The 20,961-nt window shown below is 67.8% G+C and carries 15 protein-coding genes, 1 pseudogene and 2 CRISPR repeat arrays; of the genes and pseudogenes, 11 read left to right on the top strand and 5 right to left on the bottom strand.

From position 1 onward, the window contains the following. Nucleotides 1-100 precede the first annotated feature (100 nt). On the top strand, nt 101-772 hold the full coding sequence (locus tag ACFW22_RS11075) for a helix-turn-helix transcriptional regulator (RefSeq protein WP_386401568.1): 672 nt from the start codon (nt 101-103) through the stop codon (nt 770-772). 32 nt (nt 773-804) lie between these two features. Continuing rightward, nucleotides 805-1,302, top strand: coding sequence for a DUF3291 domain-containing protein (locus ACFW22_RS11070; protein WP_386401566.1), 498 nt, complete (start codon nt 805-807; stop codon nt 1,300-1,302). Between the two features lie 138 nt (nt 1,303-1,440). Here ACFW22_RS11070 and ACFW22_RS11065 read toward each other — a convergent pair whose 3' ends face one another. After that, nucleotides 1,441-2,259, bottom strand: coding sequence for an SDR family NAD(P)-dependent oxidoreductase (locus ACFW22_RS11065; RefSeq protein ID WP_386401564.1), 819 nt, complete (start codon nt 2,257-2,259; stop codon nt 1,441-1,443). A gap of 125 nt (nt 2,260-2,384) precedes the next feature. Beyond that, entirely contained in the window at nt 2,385-4,571 is a 2,187-nt protein-coding gene (gene katG / locus ACFW22_RS11060; RefSeq protein ID WP_386401562.1) for a catalase/peroxidase HPI, read from the bottom strand. Nucleotides 4,572-4,918: 347 nt separating this feature from the next. On the opposite strand from katG, the gene ACFW22_RS11055 reads away from it, so the two are divergent. Further along, nucleotides 4,919-5,713 (top strand): polysaccharide deacetylase family protein, encoded by a 795-nt coding sequence (locus ACFW22_RS11055; RefSeq protein ID WP_386401560.1) that lies wholly within the window; start codon nt 4,919-4,921, stop codon nt 5,711-5,713. A gap of 133 nt (nt 5,714-5,846) precedes the next feature. Next, entirely contained in the window at nt 5,847-6,152 is a 306-nt protein-coding gene (locus ACFW22_RS11050; RefSeq protein WP_386401558.1) for a hypothetical protein, read from the top strand. 70 nt (nt 6,153-6,222) lie between these two features. Here ACFW22_RS11050 and ACFW22_RS11045 read toward each other — a convergent pair whose 3' ends face one another. Continuing rightward, entirely contained in the window at nt 6,223-6,792 is a 570-nt protein-coding gene (locus ACFW22_RS11045) for a carboxymuconolactone decarboxylase family protein (protein ID WP_386401556.1), read from the bottom strand. Nucleotides 6,793-6,831: 39 nt separating this feature from the next. Between ACFW22_RS11045 and ACFW22_RS11040 the strand changes: the two genes are divergently transcribed. Then, nucleotides 6,832-7,755, top strand: a complete 924-nt coding sequence (locus tag ACFW22_RS11040) for a pirin family protein (RefSeq protein ID WP_386401554.1) — start codon at nt 6,832-6,834, stop codon at nt 7,753-7,755. 1,474 nt (nt 7,756-9,229) lie between these two features. Then, nucleotides 9,230-10,844: direct repeats of the CRISPR family, unit length 28 nt; unit sequence GGAACACCCCCGCGTCGGCGGGGAGGAC. A gap of 17 nt (nt 10,845-10,861) precedes the next feature. Here the strand turns inward: ACFW22_RS11040 and cas2e are convergent. After that, nucleotides 10,862-11,191, bottom strand: a complete 330-nt coding sequence (gene cas2e, locus ACFW22_RS11035) for a type I-E CRISPR-associated endoribonuclease Cas2e (RefSeq protein ID WP_384885244.1) — start codon at nt 11,189-11,191, stop codon at nt 10,862-10,864. A 6-nt stretch (nt 11,192-11,197) separates the two neighbouring features. After that, a pseudogene (locus ACFW22_RS11030) lies at nt 11,198-11,605 on the bottom strand (type I-E CRISPR-associated endonuclease Cas1); the annotation flags it as partial. 137 nt (nt 11,606-11,742) lie between these two features. Then, a CRISPR array of direct repeats spans nt 11,743-12,199; the repeat unit is 29 nt; unit sequence CGGAACACCCCCGCGTCGGCGGGGAGGAC. 931 nt (nt 12,200-13,130) lie between these two features. Here ACFW22_RS11030 and ACFW22_RS11025 point away from each other — a divergent pair. The 6 genes from ACFW22_RS11025 to cas6e are packed head-to-tail and all read left to right on the top strand — an operon-like array spanning nt 13,131 to nt 20,898. Next, nucleotides 13,131-15,860, top strand: coding sequence for a CRISPR-associated endonuclease Cas3'' (locus tag ACFW22_RS11025; RefSeq protein WP_386401551.1), 2,730 nt, complete (start codon nt 13,131-13,133; stop codon nt 15,858-15,860). Between the two features lie 32 nt (nt 15,861-15,892). Then, nucleotides 15,893-17,503, top strand: coding sequence for a type I-E CRISPR-associated protein Cse1/CasA (gene casA / locus ACFW22_RS11020; RefSeq protein WP_386401549.1), 1,611 nt, complete (start codon nt 15,893-15,895; stop codon nt 17,501-17,503). Between the two features lie 28 nt (nt 17,504-17,531). Then, nucleotides 17,532-18,203, top strand: a complete 672-nt coding sequence (gene casB, locus ACFW22_RS11015; protein ID WP_386401547.1) for a type I-E CRISPR-associated protein Cse2/CasB — start codon at nt 17,532-17,534, stop codon at nt 18,201-18,203. Between the two features lie 27 nt (nt 18,204-18,230). Beyond that, the gene (gene cas7e / locus ACFW22_RS11010; protein WP_386401544.1) at nt 18,231-19,406 is read left to right on the top strand and encodes a type I-E CRISPR-associated protein Cas7/Cse4/CasC; all 1,176 of its coding nucleotides are present in this window, start codon (nt 18,231-18,233) and stop codon (nt 19,404-19,406) included. Further along, entirely contained in the window at nt 19,403-20,227 is an 825-nt protein-coding gene (cas5e, locus tag ACFW22_RS11005; protein WP_386401542.1) for a type I-E CRISPR-associated protein Cas5/CasD, read from the top strand. The genes cas7e and cas5e overlap by 4 nt, the downstream gene beginning before the upstream one ends. Next, the gene (gene cas6e, locus ACFW22_RS11000; RefSeq protein WP_386401540.1) at nt 20,224-20,898 is read left to right on the top strand and encodes a type I-E CRISPR-associated protein Cas6/Cse3/CasE; all 675 of its coding nucleotides are present in this window, start codon (nt 20,224-20,226) and stop codon (nt 20,896-20,898) included. The genes cas5e and cas6e overlap by 4 nt, the downstream gene beginning before the upstream one ends. The last annotated feature ends 63 nt before the right edge of the window (nt 20,899-20,961 follow it).

Genomic DNA, 20,961 nt, shown 5'->3' with positions numbered 1-20,961 from the left:
TCCCGCGGGTGCCGTGTCGTGTCGAGGCAGGCCGCGCGGTGTTGAGGAGTGTCGCCCGCGACCTTCTATCACCCATTCCCGTCGTTCTTAGAATGGACGGGTGGAGGACATCGATGCGATCGCGGTGCTGCAGGATCCGGTGCGGCGGCGCCTGTACGAGTACGTGGTGGCCCAGGGGCGCGAGGTCGGGCGCAACGAGGCCGCCGAGGGGGCCGGGGTGGCGCGCACCCTGGCCGCCCACCACCTGGACAAGTTGACCGAGGCCGGGCTGCTGCAGAGCGGTAGCCGCCGGCTGACCGGACGGTCGGGGCCCGGGGCGGGGCGTCCCGCCAAGGTGTACGTGCGGGCTCCCGGCGAGCGGTCGGTGTCACTGCCCGGGCGCGACTACCGCACCGCCGCCGAGCTGCTCGCCGAGGCCGCGGAGGAGGCCGGGCTCGACGCCGGGCTCTGTGCGGCGGCGTACCGGAGGGGGGAGTCCCTGCGCGGCGGGGCGGCTCCCTGCGAAGGGCTGGAGGAGGCCGTGGAGCTGCTGGCCGCCCGTGGTTACGAGCCGTACGTGGAGCTCGCCGAAGGGGGCGGTGCGGGGGCGGTCCGGTTGCGCAACTGCCCTTTCCACGCGGTGGCCGAACGCTTTCCCCCGCTCGTCTGCGGCATGAACCTCGCGCTGCTCGACGGTCTGCTCGGCACGGACGGTCCCGTGCGCGCCCGGATGGACGCCCGGCCGGGAGAGTGCTGCGTGGTGGTCGAAGCTTCTAAAAGCAATAGTCATTGACATAGAAAATCGAGCCGTGCTGGGATGGGTCCATGACCGCACCCGCGCACGCCTTCCACCTCGCCCAACTCAACGTCGCCACCCTTCGGTACCCCCTCGACGACCCGCGCGTGGCACCGTTCGTGGAGCTCCTCGATCCGGTCAACGCCGCCGCTGACGGCGCTCCCGGCTTCGTGTGGCGACTCGTCGGGGAGGGGGACGACGATGCCACCGGCCTGCGCCCGCTGGGCGAGGACGTCATCGTCAACCTGTCGGTGTGGGAGACCCCGGAGGCCCTGTGGGACTACGCGTACCGCAGCGGTCACCTGGACGTGATGCGCCGGCGTCGCGAATGGTTCGAGCGGCACGTCCGGGCGCACCTGGTGCTCTGGTGGGTGCCCGCCGGGCACGTGCCGACCGTCGCCGAGGCCGTGGCGCGGTTGACCGAACTGCAGGAGCGGGGGCCGTCCCCCCGCGCCTTCACCTTCGCCTCCCCCCACACCGCGGCCGAGGCCGCCCAGGAGTCGGGGGCGGGGCCCGCCGCGGTCTGAGTCCATGGCCCGGGGCCGGCCGATCCCCCGCGCCGGCCGGCCCCGGGGCCGTCGACCCCGGGTCCTGTGGGCTGTGGCCGGCAACGGTCCCGGCGTCCCCGGCCGGGCGCCGCCCTCCCCGTGCGGGACCCGTGGCGGTCACCTCCGCTCGACCAGGTCCCGGGTCAACCCCATCAGGCGCCTGCGTGCCTCGCCGTCGTAGGCCTGCTCATGGGCCCGCGTGTCGTCGAACCGGTCGAAGTAGCGCCCCGTGACCGTGGCCAACTCCGGGTCCAGCAGCAGTCGCACGGTCGGGCGAACGCCCTCTTCGGTGCTGGTGACGGGGGTGAGCCCATAGGCGCGGACCCCGGCCGTGTCCATCAGGTGGGCCGGGTGGAGGGCGTTCACCGTGACGCCGCTGCCCTCCAGTTCGGCGGCCAGTTCGAAGGTCGCCATGATCATCGCCAGCTTGCTCCGGCAATAGGCCCGCAGGCCTTCGTAGGCGCGCTCCAGCATCACGTCGTCGAAGTCGATCTCCTCCTGCCCGATCGAGGCGACGTTGACCACCCGAGCCGGCGCCGAGGCGGTGAGCAGCGGCAGCAGGCCGCGGGTGAGTGCGTACGGCGCCAAGTGGTTGACGGCGAAGCGGAGTTCGTACCCCTGGCCACTCAGCTCGCGCAGGAGCGGCTGTGACCCCCCTCCCGCCACCGCATTGTGGACGAGGCCGTCGAGGTGCGGTTCCGTCGCCCTGATCCGGGCGGCCATCGCATCGACCTGGTCCAGGTCGGAGAGGTCGGCGACATGGGTGCGGACGGTCGTGTCGGGCCCGGCGGCCCGGACCTCGGTGGCCACGGCCTCCAGGCGTTCGGCGTTCCGGCCGTGCAGGAGGAGGGTGCCGCCGAGGGGCGCCAGATCGAGTGCGAGTGCGTGCCCCATGCCCTGGGTGACGCCGGTGATCAGAGTGGTGCGCTGGGTCATGGCCACCACGCTGGCACTCCCGGCCGTTCCTCGGGAGTGGGTGCTGCACCTGGTGTTGGCACCACCAGGCTGCGGACGGGCCGGTCCGGCCGGCCGAAGCGGCCGACCGGACCGGTGTGCCGTGATCAGCGGAGGTCGAACCGGTCGAGGTTCATCACCTTGTCCCAGGCGGAGACGAAGTCGCGCACGAACTTCTCGCCGGCGTCCGCGGACGCGTACACCTCGGCGAGGGCCCGGAGCTGGGAGTGCGAACCGAAGACCAGGTCGACGGGGGTGGCGGTCCACCGCACCCGGCCCGTGGCGCGGTCCCGGCCCTCGAAGACGTTCTCCTCCTCGGCGGACGCCTTCCACTCCGTGCCCATGTCGAGCAGGCCGACGAAGAAGTCGTTGGTCAACGCCTCCGTACGGTCGGTGAAGACGCCGTGCGACGACTGCTTGAAGCCGGTGCCCAGCGCCCGCATGCCGCCGACGAGCACGGTCATTTCGGGGGCGGTCAGCGTCAGCAGGTGGGCGCGGTCCAGCAGCAGCGTCTCCGGGGACAGCTTCTCGCCCGGCCGCAGGTAGTTGCGGAAGCCGTCCGCCCGGGGTTCGAGGACGGCGAAGGACTCCACGTCGGTCTGCTCCTGCGAGGCGTCCGTGCGCCCCGGCGCGAACGGAACCGCGACGTCGTGCCCGGCGTTCTTCGCGGCCCGCTCGACGGCTGCGCACCCGCCCAGCACGATCAGGTCGGCGAGGGACACCTTCGCCCCGCCGCCCGAGCCGTTGAAGTCCCCGCGGATCCCTTCCAGCACCTCGACCGTCCGGGTCACCTCGGGCAGGTCGTTGAGCTCCCAGTCCTTCTGCGGTGCGAGCCGGATGCGGGCGCCGTTGGCCCCGCCGCGCTTGTCGGTGCCGCGGAAGCTCGCCGCTGACGCCCAGGCCGTGGTGACCAGGTCGGACAGCGGAAGTCCCGAGTCGAGGACCCTCTCCTTGAGGGCGGCGACGTCGGCCTCCCCGACCAGGTCGTGGTCGACCGCGGGAACGGGGTCCTGCCAGAGCTGCGGCTCGGGGATCCAGGGGCCGAGGTAGCGGGAGAGGGGCCCCATGTCGCGGTGCAGCAGTTTGTACCAGGCCTTGGCGAAGGCTTCGGCGAGCTGGTCGGGGTTCTCGTGGAAGCGCTTTGCGATCGGCGCGTAGACGGGGTCCATCCGCAGGGAGAGGTCCGTCGTCAGCATCATGGGCGCGTGCCGCTTCGACGGGTCGTGGGCGTCCGGCACCGTGCCCTGTGCCGAGGCGTCCTTCGGGGTCCACTGCCGGGCGCCGGCGGGACTGGTCGTCAGCTCCCACTCGTACCGGAACAGATGGTCCAGGTAGCCGTTGTCCCAGGTCGTCGGCTCCGTGGTCCACGCCCCCTCCAGCCCGCTGGTGAGCGTGTCGGCACCCTTGCCGCTGCCGTGGGTGTTCCGCCACCCCAGGGCCTGCTGCTCCATGGGGGCGGCCTCGGGCTCCGGGCCGATGTACTGCGGGTCGACTGCGCCGTGGCACTTGCCGAAGGTGTGGCCGCCGACGATGAGCGCGACCGTCTCCTCGTCGTTCATCGCCATGCGGCCGAAGGTCTCCCGGATGTCCCGGGCGGCGGCGACCGGGTCGGGGGTGCCGTTGGGCCCCTCCGGATTGACGTAGATCAGACCCATCTGCACGGCACCGAAGGGGCCGGTGAGCTCACGGTCGCCGCGGTAGCGCTCGTCCCCGAGCCAGGTGTCCTCCGGACCCCAGAAGATCTCTTCGGGCTCCCAGATGTCCGGGCGCCCGAAGCCGAAGCCGAAGGTCGTGAAGCCCATGGATTCCATGGCGCAGTTGCCGGCGAAGACCAGCAGGTCGGCCCAGGAGATCTTGCTGCCGTACTTCTGCTTGACCGGCCAGAGGAGCCGGCGGGCCTTGTCGAGGCTGGCGTTGTCCGGCCAGCTGTTGAGCGGGGCGAAGCGCTGTGCGCCGCTGCCGCCGCCGCCCCGGCCGTCGGCGATGCGGTACGTCCCCGCGGCGTGCCAGCTCATCCGGATGAAGAGCGGCCCGTAGTGGCCGTAGTCGGCGGGCCACCATTCCTGGGAGTCCGTCATCACCGCGAACACGTCGCGCTTCAGGGCCTCGACGTCGAGGCCCGCGAACTCCTTCGCGTAGTCGAATTCCTCGCCCATCGGGTCGGACAGGGGCGAATGCTGGTGGAGGACCTGAAGGTCCAACTGGTTGGGCCACCAGTCGGCGTTCGTCATGGGGCGGTTGTCGGCGGGAGTGGGGGAGGGGATCGCCGGGTTCTCGCTGTCGCTGCCGGGCACGGGGGTCCTTCTTCCGCTCGTGGGGACGGTTTCGGCGTCCGTCATGGTCGCTCACGGCGGGCCGCGAGGGCGTGAGAACACGCAGGGCTCCACCCGGTCGACATGTCTGGAAAGGGAGAATTTTCCCTGGGGACGGCGGTGCCCCGGTCGCGTGGACGGAGCCGTCGCGGGTGACGGGGCGGAGGGAGCACGGGGCGGTGGCCCGGGTTCCTGCCCCGTCGGCGGCCGGGGGCCCGTCCGGGATACGGCTCCTCCCGGGAAGGGACCGGGATGTGATGAAACCTTCCGGCTCTTCGCGCCGTCCTCTCACGAGGGAGACGGTCGCAACCGACGGGGAGTGGGATTTCATGGGTCAGGGCAGGTACGCCGCGCACATAGCCGTGGTGGCTTCGGCGGTGGGGCTCAGCGCGGCGGTCTGGGGGGCCACGGCGCTGATCGACCACGGGGCGAGCGGGCGGCTGGGGGAGGCCCCGGCCGTGGAGGCTCCTGCGGCGAAGCCCGAGGCGCCGGCCCCGGTGCGGCCGGTGCAGGTTCCCCGGGGCATCGCGCACGCCGCCGAGGCGGGGGGCACGGCGGTGAACATCACGATCGACGACGGCCCCGACCCCCGCTGGACGCCCCAGGTGCTCGACGTCCTCAAGCAGTACGACGTCAAGGCCGTGTTCTGCATGATCGGCCCGCAGGCCCGGCAACACCCCGACCTCGTCAAGCGGGTCGTGGCGGAGGGACACCGGCTCTGTGACCACACCATGACCCACGACACCGCGATGGACAAGAAGTCCGTGGCCTACCAGGAGCGGCAGATCCTCGAAGCCAAGGAACTCATCGAGGAGGCCGCCGGCGGCGTCGAGGTCGCGTACTACCGCGCGCCGGGCGGTGCGTTCACCCCGGACAGCCGACGGATCGCCGCGGCCGCGGGCATGCGACCGCTGGGCTGGAACGTGGACACCAAGGACTTCGAACGGCCCGGTACGGCCTCGATCGTCGGCACCGTCAAGAACGAGCTGCCCAACGGGCCCACGATCCTCTTCCACGACGGCGGCGGTGACCGCAGCCAGACCGTTGCGGCCCTGCGTCAGGTCGTGCCCTGGTTGAAGCAGCACGGACACTCCTTCAGTTTCCCCGTCCGCACGACCCCCTGAGCGCCGCGACCGGCGTGCGCGCCCCGCGCCCCGCTGCTCCCGGGGCGGGGCGACACCGCTCGCCCGGGGCCCGTTCGGGCGGTGCGAGGGGGTGGACGCCGTGTCTTCGAGCAGGTCGACGCGTTGGGGGAGTGTGACCTCTACACGACGCATCTCCTCGATCCTCGCCGTTGCCGCCGCCTTCTCGTGCCTCGGAGCGTCCGCCGCGCACGCGGCGAACGCCGCCGACGTCAGCGGACCGCTCGGCCCGAAGGTGAACCCGGTGAGTGAACTGGACGCCCTGACCATGACCGGCATCCCCGAGGAGTCCCGCGGACAGTTCCCCGGCGTTGCCGACCAGCTGAACGGACTCGGTCGGCTGAACGAGCTGGGCCAGCTGCGGCAGCTGACCGACCTGGCCGCGCCGGTCGCCGGAGTGCTCCCCGAGATCTCCACCTGATCGACCCGACAGATCCCGTCCTGTGGTCCGGCGTCCGACGGCGCCGGACCTTCTTCGTCCCGCCCCGGGTTCAGTCCGTGGCGGACTCCTCCCGCACGGGGTGCTTGCTCAGGATCGAGACGCGGTTGAAGGCGTTGATGGCGATCGCCACCCAGATCACCGCAGAGATCTCGTCCTCGGTCAGCGACCGGCGGGCGTCGGCGTAGGCGCGGTCCTGCGCACGGGTGTCGGCGGGGTCGGTGGTGGCCTCCGCCAGGCCGAGTGCGGCCCGCTCGCGCTCCGTGAAGAGTTCGGTGTCGCGCCAGGCGGCCAGTACCCCCAGGCGGCGGTGCGTCTCGCCCGCGCGCAGGGCGGCCCCGGTGTGCACGTCGAGGCAGTAGGCGCAGCCGTTGATCTGGGACACCCGGAGGTTGACGAGCTCCACCAGGATGCGGTCGAGCCCTGCCGCATCGGCCGTCGCCCGTACGGACTTGGCCGTGCGCAGGAGTGCCCGGTAGGGCTCGGGGCTCTGCTTGTCGACGTAGATCCGTCGCTCGGCCGGGTCTCCTGCCGTCTCGCTCACCGTGCGCTCCTTCCGGGCCGTCGTGGCCTCCGTCCGCGAGGGGTGCGTGTCACCCCCGCAGGGGCTATGATCATCCATTATTGTTGAAAATGGAACTACATTCTGGGAGGGCGCGCCATGAGTATGGCGGAGGTCGAGGTCCTGAAGGCACGTGACGTTCCTCTGGGCGGGCCCCGGGCGATGACCGTGCGGCGCACGCTCCCGCAGCGCGCCCGCACCCTGATCGGCGCCTGGTGCTTCGCCGACCACTATGGTCCGGACGACGTCGCCGAGTCCGGGGGAATGGACGTCGCGCCCCACCCGCACATCGGACTGCAGACCGTGAGCTGGCTCTTCAGTGGTGAGATCGAGCACCGCGACAGCCTGGGCAGCCACGCGCACGTGCGCCCGGGCGAGCTGAACCTCATGACCGGCGGCCACGGCATCAGCCACACCGAGGTCTCCACCGCGCGCACCACCGTCCTGCACGGCGTACAGCTCTGGGTGGCCCTCCCCGAAGGGCACCGGAACGCGGCCCGCAACTTCCAGCACTACGCCCCCGGAACCACCCGGGTCGACGGGGCGGACATCAGGGTGTTCCTCGGTTCGCTCGCCGGAGACGCCTCGCCCGTGCCCACCTTCACGCCGCTGCTCGGTGCCGAACTCCTCCTCGACCCCGGCGCGACCGTCGAGCTCCGCACCGATCCGACCTTCGAACACGGCCTGCTGGTGGACACCGGTGAGGTCCGCATGGCCGGAACGCTCCTCCAGTCGGCCGAGTTGGGGTACGCGGGCGCGGGGTCCGACGTGCTGACCCTGGTGAACGAATCGGACGTCCCCGCCCGTGCGGTCCTCCTCGGCGGTACCCCGTTCGAAGAGGAGATCGTGATGTGGTGGAACTTCATCGGCCGCAGTCACGAGGACGTCGCCGAGGCCCGCGAGGAGTGGGAGAAGGCCTCCGACCGCTTCGGCGAGGTCGACGGCTACCCCGGCGACCGCCTTCCCGCCCCCGCCCTCCCCAACGCCCGGATCGCGCCGCGAAAGAACCCCGCGCACCGCTGACCTGAGGTTTTCTCTGCCGAGCCGATGGAGGGACGAGAGGCGCCCGGCTGCGCCTGTGGCTGTCGCCGCGACTGTGGGAGGGGGCGTATCGCAGCCCCTCCCACAGTCGCGCAGTCGGCGGGTGTACTTCCAGGGTGTGCTCGTGTGTGAGCAGGTCTGGTCAGCTGAATGCTGACCTCTTGCTGACTTTTCTGACGGTGTGTCATGCTTCCCGACGGCGTAGCGCAGAGTGTGGCGGCGTGCCAGTCTCGGCACCGCAACCCACGTGGCTCATGGGCTGATGGGGCATCGCGGTCCGCTTGTTTCTGTCGGCTACTCGGCTCGACGTACGCCATCGCTCCAGCCGGGTCGAGAAGAACGAAGATATTGTTCAGAGCGTGCTTGGGGTTCTTGCGGCATCGCCGGAGTTGCCGTGCTTGTCGGTGTGGCCGGCGTCATGGTCGGCTCCGTGCTAGAACGCCACGTCGAAATTGGTCGGCGCAGCTTTCCCGGCGCCGCCCGCGGCCAGATCCGCACTCAGTTCCAGCTGCCGTGTCTCCACCAGGGCTGCACGACTGCATGCGGATTTCGCTCGTCCATTCGCGACCTCGGCATGTACGTCATGAAGTTGTCTACCGGGTGGTGCTGACCTGTATCGATGCGGTTGTGTTTACTCCTGACCTGCGCGGACGGCTCTTTCAGCGTCTTTCGGGGTCGGGTTGCGTTATGCGGTCGATTCTCCCCACGTGCTCCCCAGGGCTATGGATTCTCCCCAGATCCTCCCCAGGAGCGCCCCGTGGCGGCCCTGGTCGCATGTGGGGGCAGCCCCTCGCGAGGTGTTCTGTCGGATACGTTGTGTAACTGGCTGCGAGGCGGGGAGCAACCTGATTGGTCGACGTCGTTTCTCTGTTGCCATCGGGCTGCCGGGATCGATCGAGGGGGGCAGATCGCGTCCCGCAGAGTGGTGTAACGGCGAGCATCACTACTGCCCCCTCGGCACCAACGCGGTGGTCACAGGTGGCACGCTGGCGAAGCGGAACGTGATCCTCTACACCACGTGGCGGGACACGACCAGGGGGCATCGTCTTCCACGCGCTCCAGGATTCTCTGCCGCGCTGCTGACGCCCAACGCACTCGGTCTTTTGAGGGCGGTGTACCCGCCACAGAAGTTCGGCATGGCCGTCGGTATCTGGGCTGTGGTCTCGCTCGCGTCGACTGCGCTCGGAGCCATCGTCGACGGCCTGCTCTTCGAGCACGTGAACTGAGAATCGGGTTTTGCATCAACGCTCCCATCGGTGACATCGCGCTCGTTTTCAGCGCAGTCGTCCTGCCACAGAGCAAGAGCAATGGTCCTGTGCATGAGAGCTTCGACACCCTCGAGGTTGGTCTGTTCGCCGTTGTTTTAGGAGTCGAGGGCTGCACTTCGGGCGACACACTCGGCATCGTGGCAGCAGGTGTGGTGACCCTGCAGATGGTTGGGTTGCGCGGGGCCCGAACACCACACCCCACGTCGGCGGGGAGGGCCTGCGGCGCTTCTCCTTCAACCGGTCCCGAAGCGGAACACCCCCGCGTCGGCGGGGAGGACCTCCGCGCGGCCTCGCGCTGCCGCTCCAGGATCGGAACACCCCCGCGTCGGCGGGGAGGACTTGAGACGGAACTGGCGGAAGCCGTGCTCGGACGGAACACCCCCGCGTCGGCGGGGAGGACGGGCCCTGCGTCGGGTCAGGCCTCGGGACCTTCGGAACACCCCCGCGTCGGCGGGGAGGACCAGTGGCGCAAGCGGTTCGAGCGGGCCTGGGCCGGAACACCCCCGCGTCGGCGGGGAGGACGGCTGCGACCAACTCGGCATCCCGTGGGACGACGGAACACCCCCGCGTCGGCGGGGAGGACTGCTCACAGCACCTGTTCGGCCACATCGCGCACGGAACACCCCGCGTCGGCGGGGAGGACCTCTTGCCCATGTTCGTGACGCCCGCGATCAGCGGAACACCCCCGCGTCGGCGGGGAGGACGTTCCTCAGCTCCGACGACCCGAACGGCCCGGCGGAACACCCCCGCGTCGGCGGGGAGGACCGGCAGGTGTTACCGAACGTCGCCTCGCCCGGCGGAACACCCCCGCGTCGGCGGGGAGGACTGGGTCGGCCCGGTGTTCTACCAGTCGAGGGGCGGAACACCCCCGCGTCGGCGGGGAGGACAACCAGCGTGGCCTCGCTCACTGGACGCGGACCGGAACACCCCCGCGTCGGCGGGGAGGACCTCTCCGTCGTGTGGGCGCACGGCGGCCGCGTCGGAACACCCCCGCGTCGGCGGGGAGGACGGATGAGCCCGACGCCGAGGAGCAGACGGACGCGGAACACCCCCGCGTCGGCGGGGAGGACCTGGTTTCTTCGGGCAACGCTGCGACGGTTGTCGGAACACCCCCGCGTCGGCGGGGAGGACGACGTCCACCGCTGGACACTGGGTAGCTCAACCGGAACACCCCCGCGTTGGCGGGGAGGACCCCTTCGAATACGTCCGCATCGACACGATGCGCGGAACACCCCCGCGTCGGCGGGGAGGACTTGGCGGCGGCCTGGATGGCGCGGTCGGTCTGCGGAACACCCCCGCGTCGGCGGGGAGGACGCCGGGCCTGAGGCTCATGGACGCCTACTACGAGGAACACCCCCGCGTCGGCGGGGAGGACCCAAGCGGGCGCTGTACGGGATGTACGAGCGGAGGAACACCCCCGCGTCGGCGGGGAGGACCGCCAAGCAGGTGGTCGGGATGCTGTACCAGTCCGGAACACCCCCGCGTCGGCGGGGAGGACCACGTCGGGCAGCTCGGCGGCGTACGCCAGATCGGAACACCCCCGCGTCGGCGGGGAGGACAGCGGTTCAGCCGGGCCTGGGGCTTCGAGTGGCGGAACACCCCCGCGTCGGCGGGGAGGACGAAGAGAGCCCGCCGACCGAAAGGCCGGCGGGCGGAACACCCCCGCGTCGGCGGGGAGGACTGCGTGAGCGGAGCCGGAAACGCTCTCCGTGGCGGAACACCCCCGCGTCGGCGGGGAGGACCCGCGGTTGGACAGCCGCGGGTCCCCGTTGTCCGGAACACCCCCGCGTCGGCGGGGAGGACCCTTTCTGACCTGCGGCTTAAAAAGGGCTTTGCGAGTTATTTACCTCTAGTGGAGAGGGTGACGCTCCCATCATTCTCATCAAGGTAATCCCATCAAAGTCCTCGGGTACCCGACGCCGGCTCCCTGCTGTACGAATGCTGTAGCCCTGTTCTGTCGGAGCTGGATGTACGAGGACAGCCGCTCCGTCCCCGACGACCTGGGTGACGGCCTCCCAGAGTTCGTCGCGGACTCGAGCAGAGACCGAGCCGACGAAGATGCCTGCTACAACCTCTGTCGTCCATCGGCTGAGGGCACCGCGCAAGTGATCGGGGACTGCGGTGGTGGCGATGACGAGCATGGACGGCATGAGGTATCAGGTCTCCCCGTGTGCGTAGTTGACGCCGGCCGGCAGGACGCCCTCTCGCGGGTCCCAGAGATGAACCATCTGCACATCGCGGCGGTCGAGGTGATCGTCATCTTCGTCGTCTGGCTTGTCGTCGGCTGGGGTGAGGAGCGTCTGGATGTCCCGGACGATCCGCGGCAGCAGGCGCACGAGACGGAGTTCCTCACGGAACTTTCGGCGTGCTTCCTGCTCGGGGTTGGCGGACTGGTGGAGGGAGAAGGCTACGGGCAGGGTGAGATCGGCTTTGTAGAGGTCGGCGATGTCATAGACGAAGGCGTGCTGCGTGCCGGCATGGACGAATCCGAGAGCGGGGGAACATCCCAGTGCGAGCAGGGCAGCGTGCACGATGCCGTACAGGCATGTGTTCGCTGCCGACAGGGGATCGCGTCCCGCAGAGTGGTGTAACGGCGAGCATCACTACTGCCCCCTCGGCACCAACGCGGTGGTCACAGGTGGCACGCTGCCGAAGCGGAACGTGATCCTCTACACCACGTGGCGGGACACGACCCGGGTCACGGAACACCCCTGCGTCGGCGGGGAGGACCGCACCGTGGACGTCGGCCCCTTCAGCATCTACGGAATACCCCCGCGTCGGCGGGGAGGACGCCGAGGGGTTCAAGGTGTGGACGTCCGACGACGGAACACCCCCGCGTCGGCGGGGAGGACATCGCGATCGCCTGCACGAGCGACATCTCGGTCGGAACACCCCCGCGTCGGCAGGGAGGACGCGGTCACCGGGTCCGGCTCCTCGGGCGGCGGCGGAACACCCCCGCGTCGGCGGGGAGGACCAGGGGTCGGCGGGGGTCGCGGCTGTCATGGACGGAACACCCCCGCTCGCGCGGGGACCACGCCTGGCTCCACGAGATTAACCTCAGCCACTACGGGACACCCCCGCTCGCGCGGGGACCACGAGCTGCGGAACCTGATCAAGTACCTGCCGGTCGGAACGCCCTCGGCTCACGCGGGGACCACGGCGTCATCGGCGCGATAGGCTCGGAGAGCGCCTGAACACCTCCGCTCGGGCGGGACCGGGGCCTCAACGTCGACAAGTTCTCCCCTTACACCGGGGCCTCCGCTTGCGCGGAGAACCGGAGAATCATTTGTTCAGTTCTCAAGGTACGGACGCGGAATGCTCCCGCTGACGCGGGAACCAGGCCCGCTCCAGAGTGTCCTCGATCGCCTTCTTCGGAACACCCCCGCTCGCGTGGGGGCCGGCCGTTCAAGACGGCGGTCACGGCAGCATCGTAAGGAGCCCCCCCGCTCTCGGGGGACCGGCAGGATGCCCAGTCGATACCCGCACCCGCACCGGAACACCCCTGCTGGCGCGGGGACCAGGTGTGCGCCGGCCACACCACCCAGCCGCGCGGCGGAACGTCCCCGCTCGCGGGTGGCCCGTGACCCGGGCCGCGGGCTGTCGAGAATCGCCCGCCGACGGGGCATTGTTCTCATGTAAGGGGTGACGGACCCCTGGGATCCGTCACCCGTGGCTCAGATGAGCCAGCTGACGAGTTCGCTGATCAGGACACGGAGTATCGTGCTGATCACTACACGAGAGACCTTGAGAAGGGTCTCGCGACGCAGGGCGAACTTGGGCAAGAACCGGGACACTGTATCTCCACGTGGCATCACACGGCCGAGGGCAAAGCGCCACGTCCCTCGGGAGGGTCATGCGTTTGTCCCGGCAGTGCCGCCGACTGGAGAGCCAGTGGGGCTCCGCGCACCTCAGGGAGGCGTGCAGCGGTAAGTAGTCTACTGCGTGAAGATGTTGGCATACGTGGAGTTGGCTGAAACTTCGTTGGTCTTCGTATCGTCCTGGCGAGGTGGCGATGCGTTCGGGTGTGGATCCTTCCGCTTTCCGCTTCTGCAGCAGGCATGCGCCGCGAATCTGCGACAAGGAGAATCCGTGTCACTGGACTCCCGTCTTTGGGGCAAGCATGCCGGGCTGGGCAAGAGTGCCGGCGGTGTGCAGCACGCACACCCTTTGATCTGTCATCTCCTGGACACGGCTGCTGTTGCCGAGGTGGTTTGGGACGAGCTGTTGACCGTGCGCCAGCGGGGCATGGTGACGCAGGCGCTGCAGGTTGAGGATGAGCAGGCGCGTGCGCTTGTGGCGTTCTGGGCGGGGCTGCATGACGTCGGGAAGATCAGTGTTCCGTTCCAGCTGCAGAGCGGAGGGCCGAAGCGTGGGGACGGGGAGCTGCTGGCGCAGGAGTTGATGGGTGAGCCGGGATACGGATTCGGTGCCGGCGCTGCGCAGGACAGACAGTCGCATGAAGCGGCGACCCACTGGTGGCTTGTGCGGGCGTTCAAGGAGATCGGCTATCCGTCGTCACAGCGGCGTCCGCAGACTCAGCTCAGTCATGCCGTGGCCCAGTTGCTCGGCGGGCACGGCGGTGGTTTCCATCCGGTGGTCTATGACAAGGACTCGAGGTGTCCTGTCGCGCGTCACCCCGGTCTGGGAGCGGGAAGCTGGGAGGAGCAGCGGCGGATCCACTTCGATGAGGTACGCAGAGTCACCGGGGCGGAGGTGGTTCCGGCAGGGCAGATGACGCCGGGAGCGGCTGTTGTCCTGGCGGGGCTGGTGATCATGTCGGACTGGCTGGCCAGTATCCAAGAAGGAGTCCGGACCCGGCTGAGGGGGGAGGGGTGGGCTGGAACTCCGGCGGAACTGGATGCTTACTGGCAGGTTGCCCGCGCTGCGGCTCCTCTTCTGGTGCAGCAGACGGACCTGCTGGGTACGCGCTTCGCTCGGCCGTCGTACCCGCCTGCACGCCTGGGCGAGTCTGGCCTTGCGGTAAGCATCGCAGTCAAGTTGCCTGGCTTGGTAGCCGAGCACGGGCCGGGCATCGTGGTGGTGACGGCACCGGCGTCGCAGAATCGTACAGAAGCGGCTCTTCACGCAGCGGCGGTTCTCGGGCATGCGGCGAATGCGCGGGGGCTTTTTTACGCGCTTCCGACCGGTGCAGCGGCCGACAGTCACATGGAACAGGTGCTTGATTTCGGCCGGCAGGCTCTGACAGGACCCAAGGGGGCGCTGTTGCTTCACAGCTCGTCCCGGCTGAAGCCGGCGGAGGCCATGGAGCAGTGGGTGCAGGTCAATGCGGCAGGGGAGGTCTGTGCGGAGCCTGGTGAGGAGTGGGCCCTCGCAGCCGGCAGTTGGCTCAACTCTCACCATCGTGCGCTTCTGGCTCCGTTCGGCACGGGAACGGTGGACGAGCTTTTGCAGGCTGTCATGCCGGTGAAGTTCAACGTGATGAGGCTGTTCGCCTTTTCCAGCAAAGTCATTGTGGTCGATGAGACTCATGCCCGTGGGGCCTGGGGGCAGAAGCTGATGCTCCGGTTCCTGGAGTGGGCGGCTGCACTGCAGATCCCGGTCGTCCTGGCCGCTTTGGCCGCGGACAGGTCGGTGGACGCGATGCTGACGGCCTACCGCCGCGGCGCGGGAGGGGGAAACGAACCCCTGACGCAGCCTCGTGGGCTACCAGGATGGTCGTTCGTGGATGCGCAGTCCGGAGACAGACACCTACCCCACCAGCCTGCCGGGGACATCCATACCGGCACTCTCAGCATCACGGTCGCTGACGGTGCGCCGTACGACGAGATCCGGCAGGCCCTTGCACCGCTGGCCACAGCCGGTGACGGAACAGCCGCTGTGTACTGCTCGACACCCGAGGAAGCCATCTTCACCTTCCGCCGGCTCACGCAGGACCTGCCCGGGCTCGATGTGACCGTAGTTCACCAACAGATGCGCAACAAAGACCGATGGCAGCGACTGGCAGCCTGCCGCAGTGTCTTCTCTGCCAAGGGTGGGGTGGGCGGCCCTTCCGTGCTGGTGACAACGCCGATGCTGGAGCATGTCCGGGGTCTGCACTTCGACCTGGTCATCTCCGGACCGGCGCCTCTCGTGAACCTGATGGCTCGTGCGGCGCAGAGCACAGATGACCGCGCGCGGCTTGTCGTGCTTCAAGCGGGCAACCGGACCGAACTGGACGACGCCGCGCTGGTGCGGCGCACCGGCATGGTCCTGGGAACGGGCAGGACGGTTTCCTTGCCCGAGGACCTACCCTCACTGCTGGATGAGGTGTACGCCGACGACCTCGTCGACGGTCTGGGAGAGCGAGCCGCTCGTGAGCTCCAGCGGCTCGACAACAAGCGCACGGTTCAAGAAAGCAGAGCTAGCGGTACCGCAGGTTGGCTGGCGGTACCCGGACCGCGGGACCTCGATGGCGACCTCAGCCTGCTGAGCCGCGATTACGGCGGTATGGAGCCCGAACTGCTCTCCTCCGTGCTCGGCGAGGATGCGATGCATGTGGTGTGCCTGTACCCAGGGAATCTGCTGGAGGACGGCGCCTTGCAGGTGAAGCTCGAGCGGGCCAAGAAGAGACCGAAGCCCGGCCAACTCGTCCCCTATCTGATTCCGGTGCCCAAGCGACTTGTCGAGGGGGTGGAGGGCGATGCCAACGCATCGTGGCGTGAGGTGTCCGCACTCAAGACCGTCCTGCGGTTCAACCTCACCCGGCAGGACGGCGAGTGGGTGTACAGCGACGGGGAAAACCGTTTCAGTATGACTGAAAATGGTCTGATGGATGGCCGGTTTCCGGAACAGCCCACGCCACCCTGCCCGTCCGTCTAGCATTCGGTGCACGTCCGACACGGGGGAGGGGCGTGTCCACGCCTGCGTTCAATCTGATCGACCAGCCATGGATTCCTGTCGCATGGGTGGAGGGAAAGTCAGGCCCACCGGAAGTGGGCCTCAGGGACATGTTCCTGCGGGCACCAGAGATCCGCTCTTTGCTGATCCCGGAAGCTCCGGCCCACTCGGCTCTGCTGCGTGTGTTGTACGCGCTCACCGCCCGAATCACCGGCCTGGACGAAGCCCGTCCCGGGAGCTGGGGCGATCGGCGTGAGGAAGTCCTCGAGCAGGGACTCTTCGAGCGGAACATGGAACTTCCCCATGGCCGCCAAGCCGGCGTCGAAGGCTACTTCGAGCAGTGGAGCCACCGCTTCAACCTGTTCGATCGTGATCATCCATGGCTTCAGGACCCCCGCCTGCCCGACCAGTGCGACAGCAAGAACACTGCCGGGGTCCATAAGCTGATCATGAGTCGGGCAGCAGGCAACAACCACTCCTGGTTCGGGCATTGGAGCCATCACGACCCAGTGCCCCCCAGCCTCTCGCAAGCAACACTGTCACTGCTGACCTGGCACTATTGGGGAGCCCCCGGTGCCCTCTCGACACGCACGGTTGGCGAGGTGAGCCACCACTATGCGAAGGCCGCACCCCTGCGAGCTGCGCTGTCGTATCACCCGGAATGCGACAACCTTTTCCTGACGCTGCTGGCCGGACTGACTCCGCCGGCAGACGAGGTCAGCCGGCAGACCGATCTGTGCCCCTGGGAGCATAACGACCTCCCGGACCCGCTCAAGCCGATGCCTGAACCACTGGGCCCCTGCTCGCAGCTCACCGCCTGCTCGCAGCACTCGCTCTACCTCGTCCCCGACCAGGACGGTGAGCACGTGGCTGACGCCTACGTCACCTGGGCCTACGACGCCGAACGGATCCGGCCGCAGGACGACTACCTGATCTGGGACATCGACGACGACGGAAACACCTTCCCCCGCCTCGCAGACTCCTCCCGCTCTCTCTGGCGGGACATCGACGCCCTTCTGCTCAAGCAACTGGACGACTCCAGCCCCATCCAGCCTAGAGTCATGGACCACGCCTTCGACGTCAGCGAATACCTGCGGATACGCGCGCTCGGCTTCGAGCAGGACGCCGCCCAGGCGGCCAACCGCCAATACGTCGATTCCACGACGCCCATGGTCCTGACCCGAGTAGAGCAAGTGGCGATGAGCACCGACCTACCCGTACGCCAACTCCGCGAGCTGGGCGAGCTCTTCGGGGAACAGCTGAATCTGGCCACCAAGGAAGCCTGGCTGAATTACACGGACGACAAGAAAAACAATCCGGGAACCTGGCAGGACGCGGTCGCAGCACGCTACTGGCCGGCAGCGGAGGACGAGTTCTGGTCACGATTTCGACAACTGACACGATCCGACAACACAGCGGAATCCAACTTCGACTTCCAGAACGCATGCCGGGCCTTCGGGCAGCACGCGCTGGAAGCATACGAGACGGTGACCGGCTCCGTGACACGCACAGCACGAGGCGCGAAGGCCGTCGCCGGCGCGAGAGCGATCATCCTTGCCGCAGTTAAGAACCCGCTCAAGGCGATGGAGCGAGCGAAGAAGAAAAAGGCGGCCAAGAAGTCATGACCACCCCGCCGAATCAAGGACCCCCGCAGTGACCTCTCAAGCCCCTGAAGCGAGCAAGCGCCAGAAGAACCGTGCCGCGTACGCCGCATTCACCGCGAACATCGAACGCTTGTGCCGCACGGACCCCGGCGCACATGCAGCGCTACGAGCGGGTCTGCGCCGCGACCTCAACCACCCGCGCGCCCGCCCCATGCACCGGCTGCTGGCCACCCGAGTGCCGGAAGAGTGCGACGACGCCACGGCACAGGCGTATTACACCGTAGCCTCGCTGATCGCCGCCCAGCCCCGACACGCCTTCTCACCCAGCCAGGAAGAAGACGAACACAGCACAGACAAGCCCGAGGCAGCCCAGACGCAAAACCTCCAGGAGAGCGACGAAGCGGACAAGGAAGATGCTCCCTCTGCGCCCGCCCCGTACGGCTCTTCGTTCGGCTCCACTCTGGGACAAGCCGTCATCGCACAGGGCGCCTCCCTTCGGATGAGCGCCGCAGAAAACCGCATCAACCTTCTGACACGGCAGAGCACCCGCGGCATTCACCTACACCTGCCTGCTGCGGTCAACCAGGTGCGCGCCGCAGGCGCCCCCATCGATTGGGGACAGTTGCTGGCAGACCTCGTCGACTGGCCTTACCGGTCCGGACGCATCAGCCGCCGCTGGCTGCAGGACTTCTACCGGATCACCGCCGCCTACCAGGACTGACCCTTCCTCACCCGCAGGAGCCACCCCATGAACCCCAGGCCACGCTTCATCGACATCCACATCATCCAACCCGTCCCCTACGCGAACCTGAACCGGGACGACACCAACTCGGTGAAAACCATGCTCTACGGCGACGCCCTGCGTACTCGTGTGTCCAGCCAATCCTGGAAACGGGCCGTCCGCGAGCACTTCCAGGACACGCTCGGCGACAAAGCCCTGCGTACACGTCGCATTGGCGAGCGAGTCGCCGAGGCCCTCCGCGAACGGGGATGGGACCAGGCGATCGCCGAACGCGCCGGCGCGCATGTCGCGACAGGAAGCAGCATTAAATGGGAGGTGGCCAAGGGCAAAGACAAGCAACCCATCACGAATAAAATCCTGACCAACGCACTCATCTACCTCCCCGAAGACGCTGTCCAAGAACTGGCGGACATTGCCGAAGCGCATAAAGACGCCCTCGCGGCCGACTTCACAGGCAAGGGAAGGAGCAAGCCCGAGAGTGCATTGAAAGGAAAGATCGACAAGGTCCTTATCAAGAGAAACGGAGTCATCAACCTCTTCGGCCGCATGCTCGCAGAAGTAAACCAAGCAGACGTCGACGGAGCCGTGCAGGTCGCACACGCTTTCACCACGCACACCACCGAAGTCGAACTCGACTACTTCGCAGCCGTTGACGATGTCACCGCGGCGAAAGGCGACGAAACCGGCAGCGGCCACATGGGCACAGCCGAGTTCAGCACCGGCACTTTCTACCGATTCGCTACCGTAGACCTCGAGGAGCTCGTCAAGAATCTGAGCGACGACTACGACATCGGACTCGAAGCCGCCCGCGAACTCGCCGGCCAGTTCCTCCTCTCCTTCATCGAGTCACTACCGCAAGCGAAGAAGAACTCCACCGCCCCGCACTCACTCCCGCACCTGGTGCACGTAGCAGTCCGCTCCGACCGGCCGCTGTCATTCGCCGCCGCCTTCGAAGAACCCGTACGCTCTGCCCAACACGGCGGCTACCTCGCGCGGTCAGTCCAAAACATCGACGTCTATTCCGAGGCCGCGAATACGCTTCTCGGCCGCGACCGCGTCCTGCACGCAGGGCATGCTTCTCTTCATTTCGACAAGCTGGAGCACCTTGGAGAGCGGCACTCCTCCTTCGAAGCTCTCGTCACCGCAGCCGTAGCCACCGCCCTTGCCGAGCACCCGCAGTGACCGCAAGGCCCGCCCGCGGACTGCTCCTGCGCCTAGCAGGCCCACTGCAGTCCTGGGGCACCCACAGCAAGTACCTGCAGCGTGACACGGCCCGGTTCCCCACCCGGTCCGGCGTCATCGGCATGCTGGCCGCAGGTCTCGGTCGACCGCGCGGCGCCTCCCTGGACGACCTCACGGCGCTGTCGATGACCGTCCGAGTCGACCGCCCCGGTGTCGTACTGTCCGACTTCCATACCGTAGGTGGCGGACTGCCGGCCGACGAGACAGTCATTACCGTCAATGGCGAACACCGACCCGAGGGCAAGGGCACTTTGGTGTCCAAACGCTACTACCTTGCCGACGCCTCCTTCACTGTCGCACTCACATCCGACGACGAAGAGTTGCTCCAGGCGTGTGCTGACGCCCTGAGAACTCCGCGCTGGCCTCTTTTCCTTGGCCGTCGATCCTGTCCGCCAGAGGGACCGATCCTGCTCGGAATCGTGGGAGACCCGCTGCACCACCTGACGCGAATGCCACTGGCAACCAAGAAGCCACGTACCAGCCCGCAGCCGATCGAATTCTACGGAGACAGACCACTCGGGATTCTTCCCCCAACCACAGTCGTCCCAGACCACGACCACGGCGACCACCACAGCGGCGAAGTCAACGACGAACCAATGTCGTTCGCACCGTCAGCACGCCAGTACAGACCCCGACCGCTGTACCGTCGTTCTGCCTTCCTTCCGGATGCCGAGTACGGAGGCTTCGCCACCGGCTACTTGAAGAAGCTTCAGCTTTACACCGACACCCATTTCACTGTGCCAAAGAGGAGTGCCTGGTGACACTGTGGCTGACCCGCATCCTGCCCTCGGCCAGCTCTCCTGAAGCCCACCGGGACCTTAGTGGCAATGCTCAAGGACTCCGGTTGCATCAACGTTTGCTCCAGATGTTCCCTGACGGAGTCGAAGGTCCTGCCCGAGTAGCATTCGGCGTTTTGTTCCGAGCTGAGGAAACCCCACGCGGCCCGCAAATCCTCCTGCAAAGTCAAGTCAAACCAGACCCCTCGCGCCTGCCGGACACCTACGGCAGCATCGAAACCCGCTCACTCGAGAGTCTGTTGTCAAGCCTTTGTAAAGGAACAGTGGTCCACTACCGCTGCGTGGCCAACCCTGTGCGTAAACCCGGAGCAACCTCCCGCGAGGCGTACAAACTCCCTCCCATTGTCGCCCTGAGTGGAAATGCCGCAGTCGAATGGTGGGAACGCCAGGCCACCGCAGCCGGCCTGGAACCCTTGCACATCGACGCTCAGCCACTCGCCAAGGTGAGCGGCTACAAACCTTCCAAGAACCGCACCGCGAAGCAGCTCGTCCAGCACTCCCGCACCCAATTCGACGGGACAGCCCGAGTCCTCGACGCCGACCTGCTGCGCGAGAAGATCGCTGCAGGCATCGGACGAGGCAAGGCACACGGGTGCGGAATGTTGACAGTTGCACCCATGCAGCAGCGTTCATGAATATGGTTCCTGGCCCAAGGGGGACTGCTGCAGGGTTGGGTGACACCTGACCTGGCTTGCTGA

Source organism: Streptomyces sp. NPDC058872 (genome assembly GCF_042743065.1).
Lineage (GTDB): Bacteria > Actinomycetota > Actinomycetes > Streptomycetales > Streptomycetaceae > Streptomyces.
This window is presented reverse-complemented; position numbering and strand designations above follow the sequence as displayed.

What these genes read in the sequence shown, in the direction of transcription:
- ACFW22_RS11070 (WP_386401566.1), top strand. Translation starts at nt 805, where the DNA reads ATGACCGCACCCGCGCACGCCTTCCACCTCGCCCAACTCAACGTCGCC.
- cas2e (WP_384885244.1), bottom strand. Translation starts at nt 11,191, where the DNA reads ATGCCGTCCATGCTCGTCATCGCCACCACCGCAGTCCCCGATCACTTG.
- ACFW22_RS11065 (WP_386401564.1), bottom strand. Translation starts at nt 2,259, where the DNA reads ATGACCCAGCGCACCACTCTGATCACCGGCGTCACCCAGGGCATGGGG.
- ACFW22_RS11040 (WP_386401554.1), top strand. Translation starts at nt 6,832, where the DNA reads ATGAGTATGGCGGAGGTCGAGGTCCTGAAGGCACGTGACGTTCCTCTG.
- ACFW22_RS11045 (WP_386401556.1), bottom strand. Translation starts at nt 6,792, where the DNA reads ATGGATGATCATAGCCCCTGCGGGGGTGACACGCACCCCTCGCGGACG.
- ACFW22_RS11055 (WP_386401560.1), top strand. Translation starts at nt 4,919, where the DNA reads ATGGGTCAGGGCAGGTACGCCGCGCACATAGCCGTGGTGGCTTCGGCG.
- cas7e (WP_386401544.1), top strand. Translation starts at nt 18,231, where the DNA reads ATGAACCCCAGGCCACGCTTCATCGACATCCACATCATCCAACCCGTC.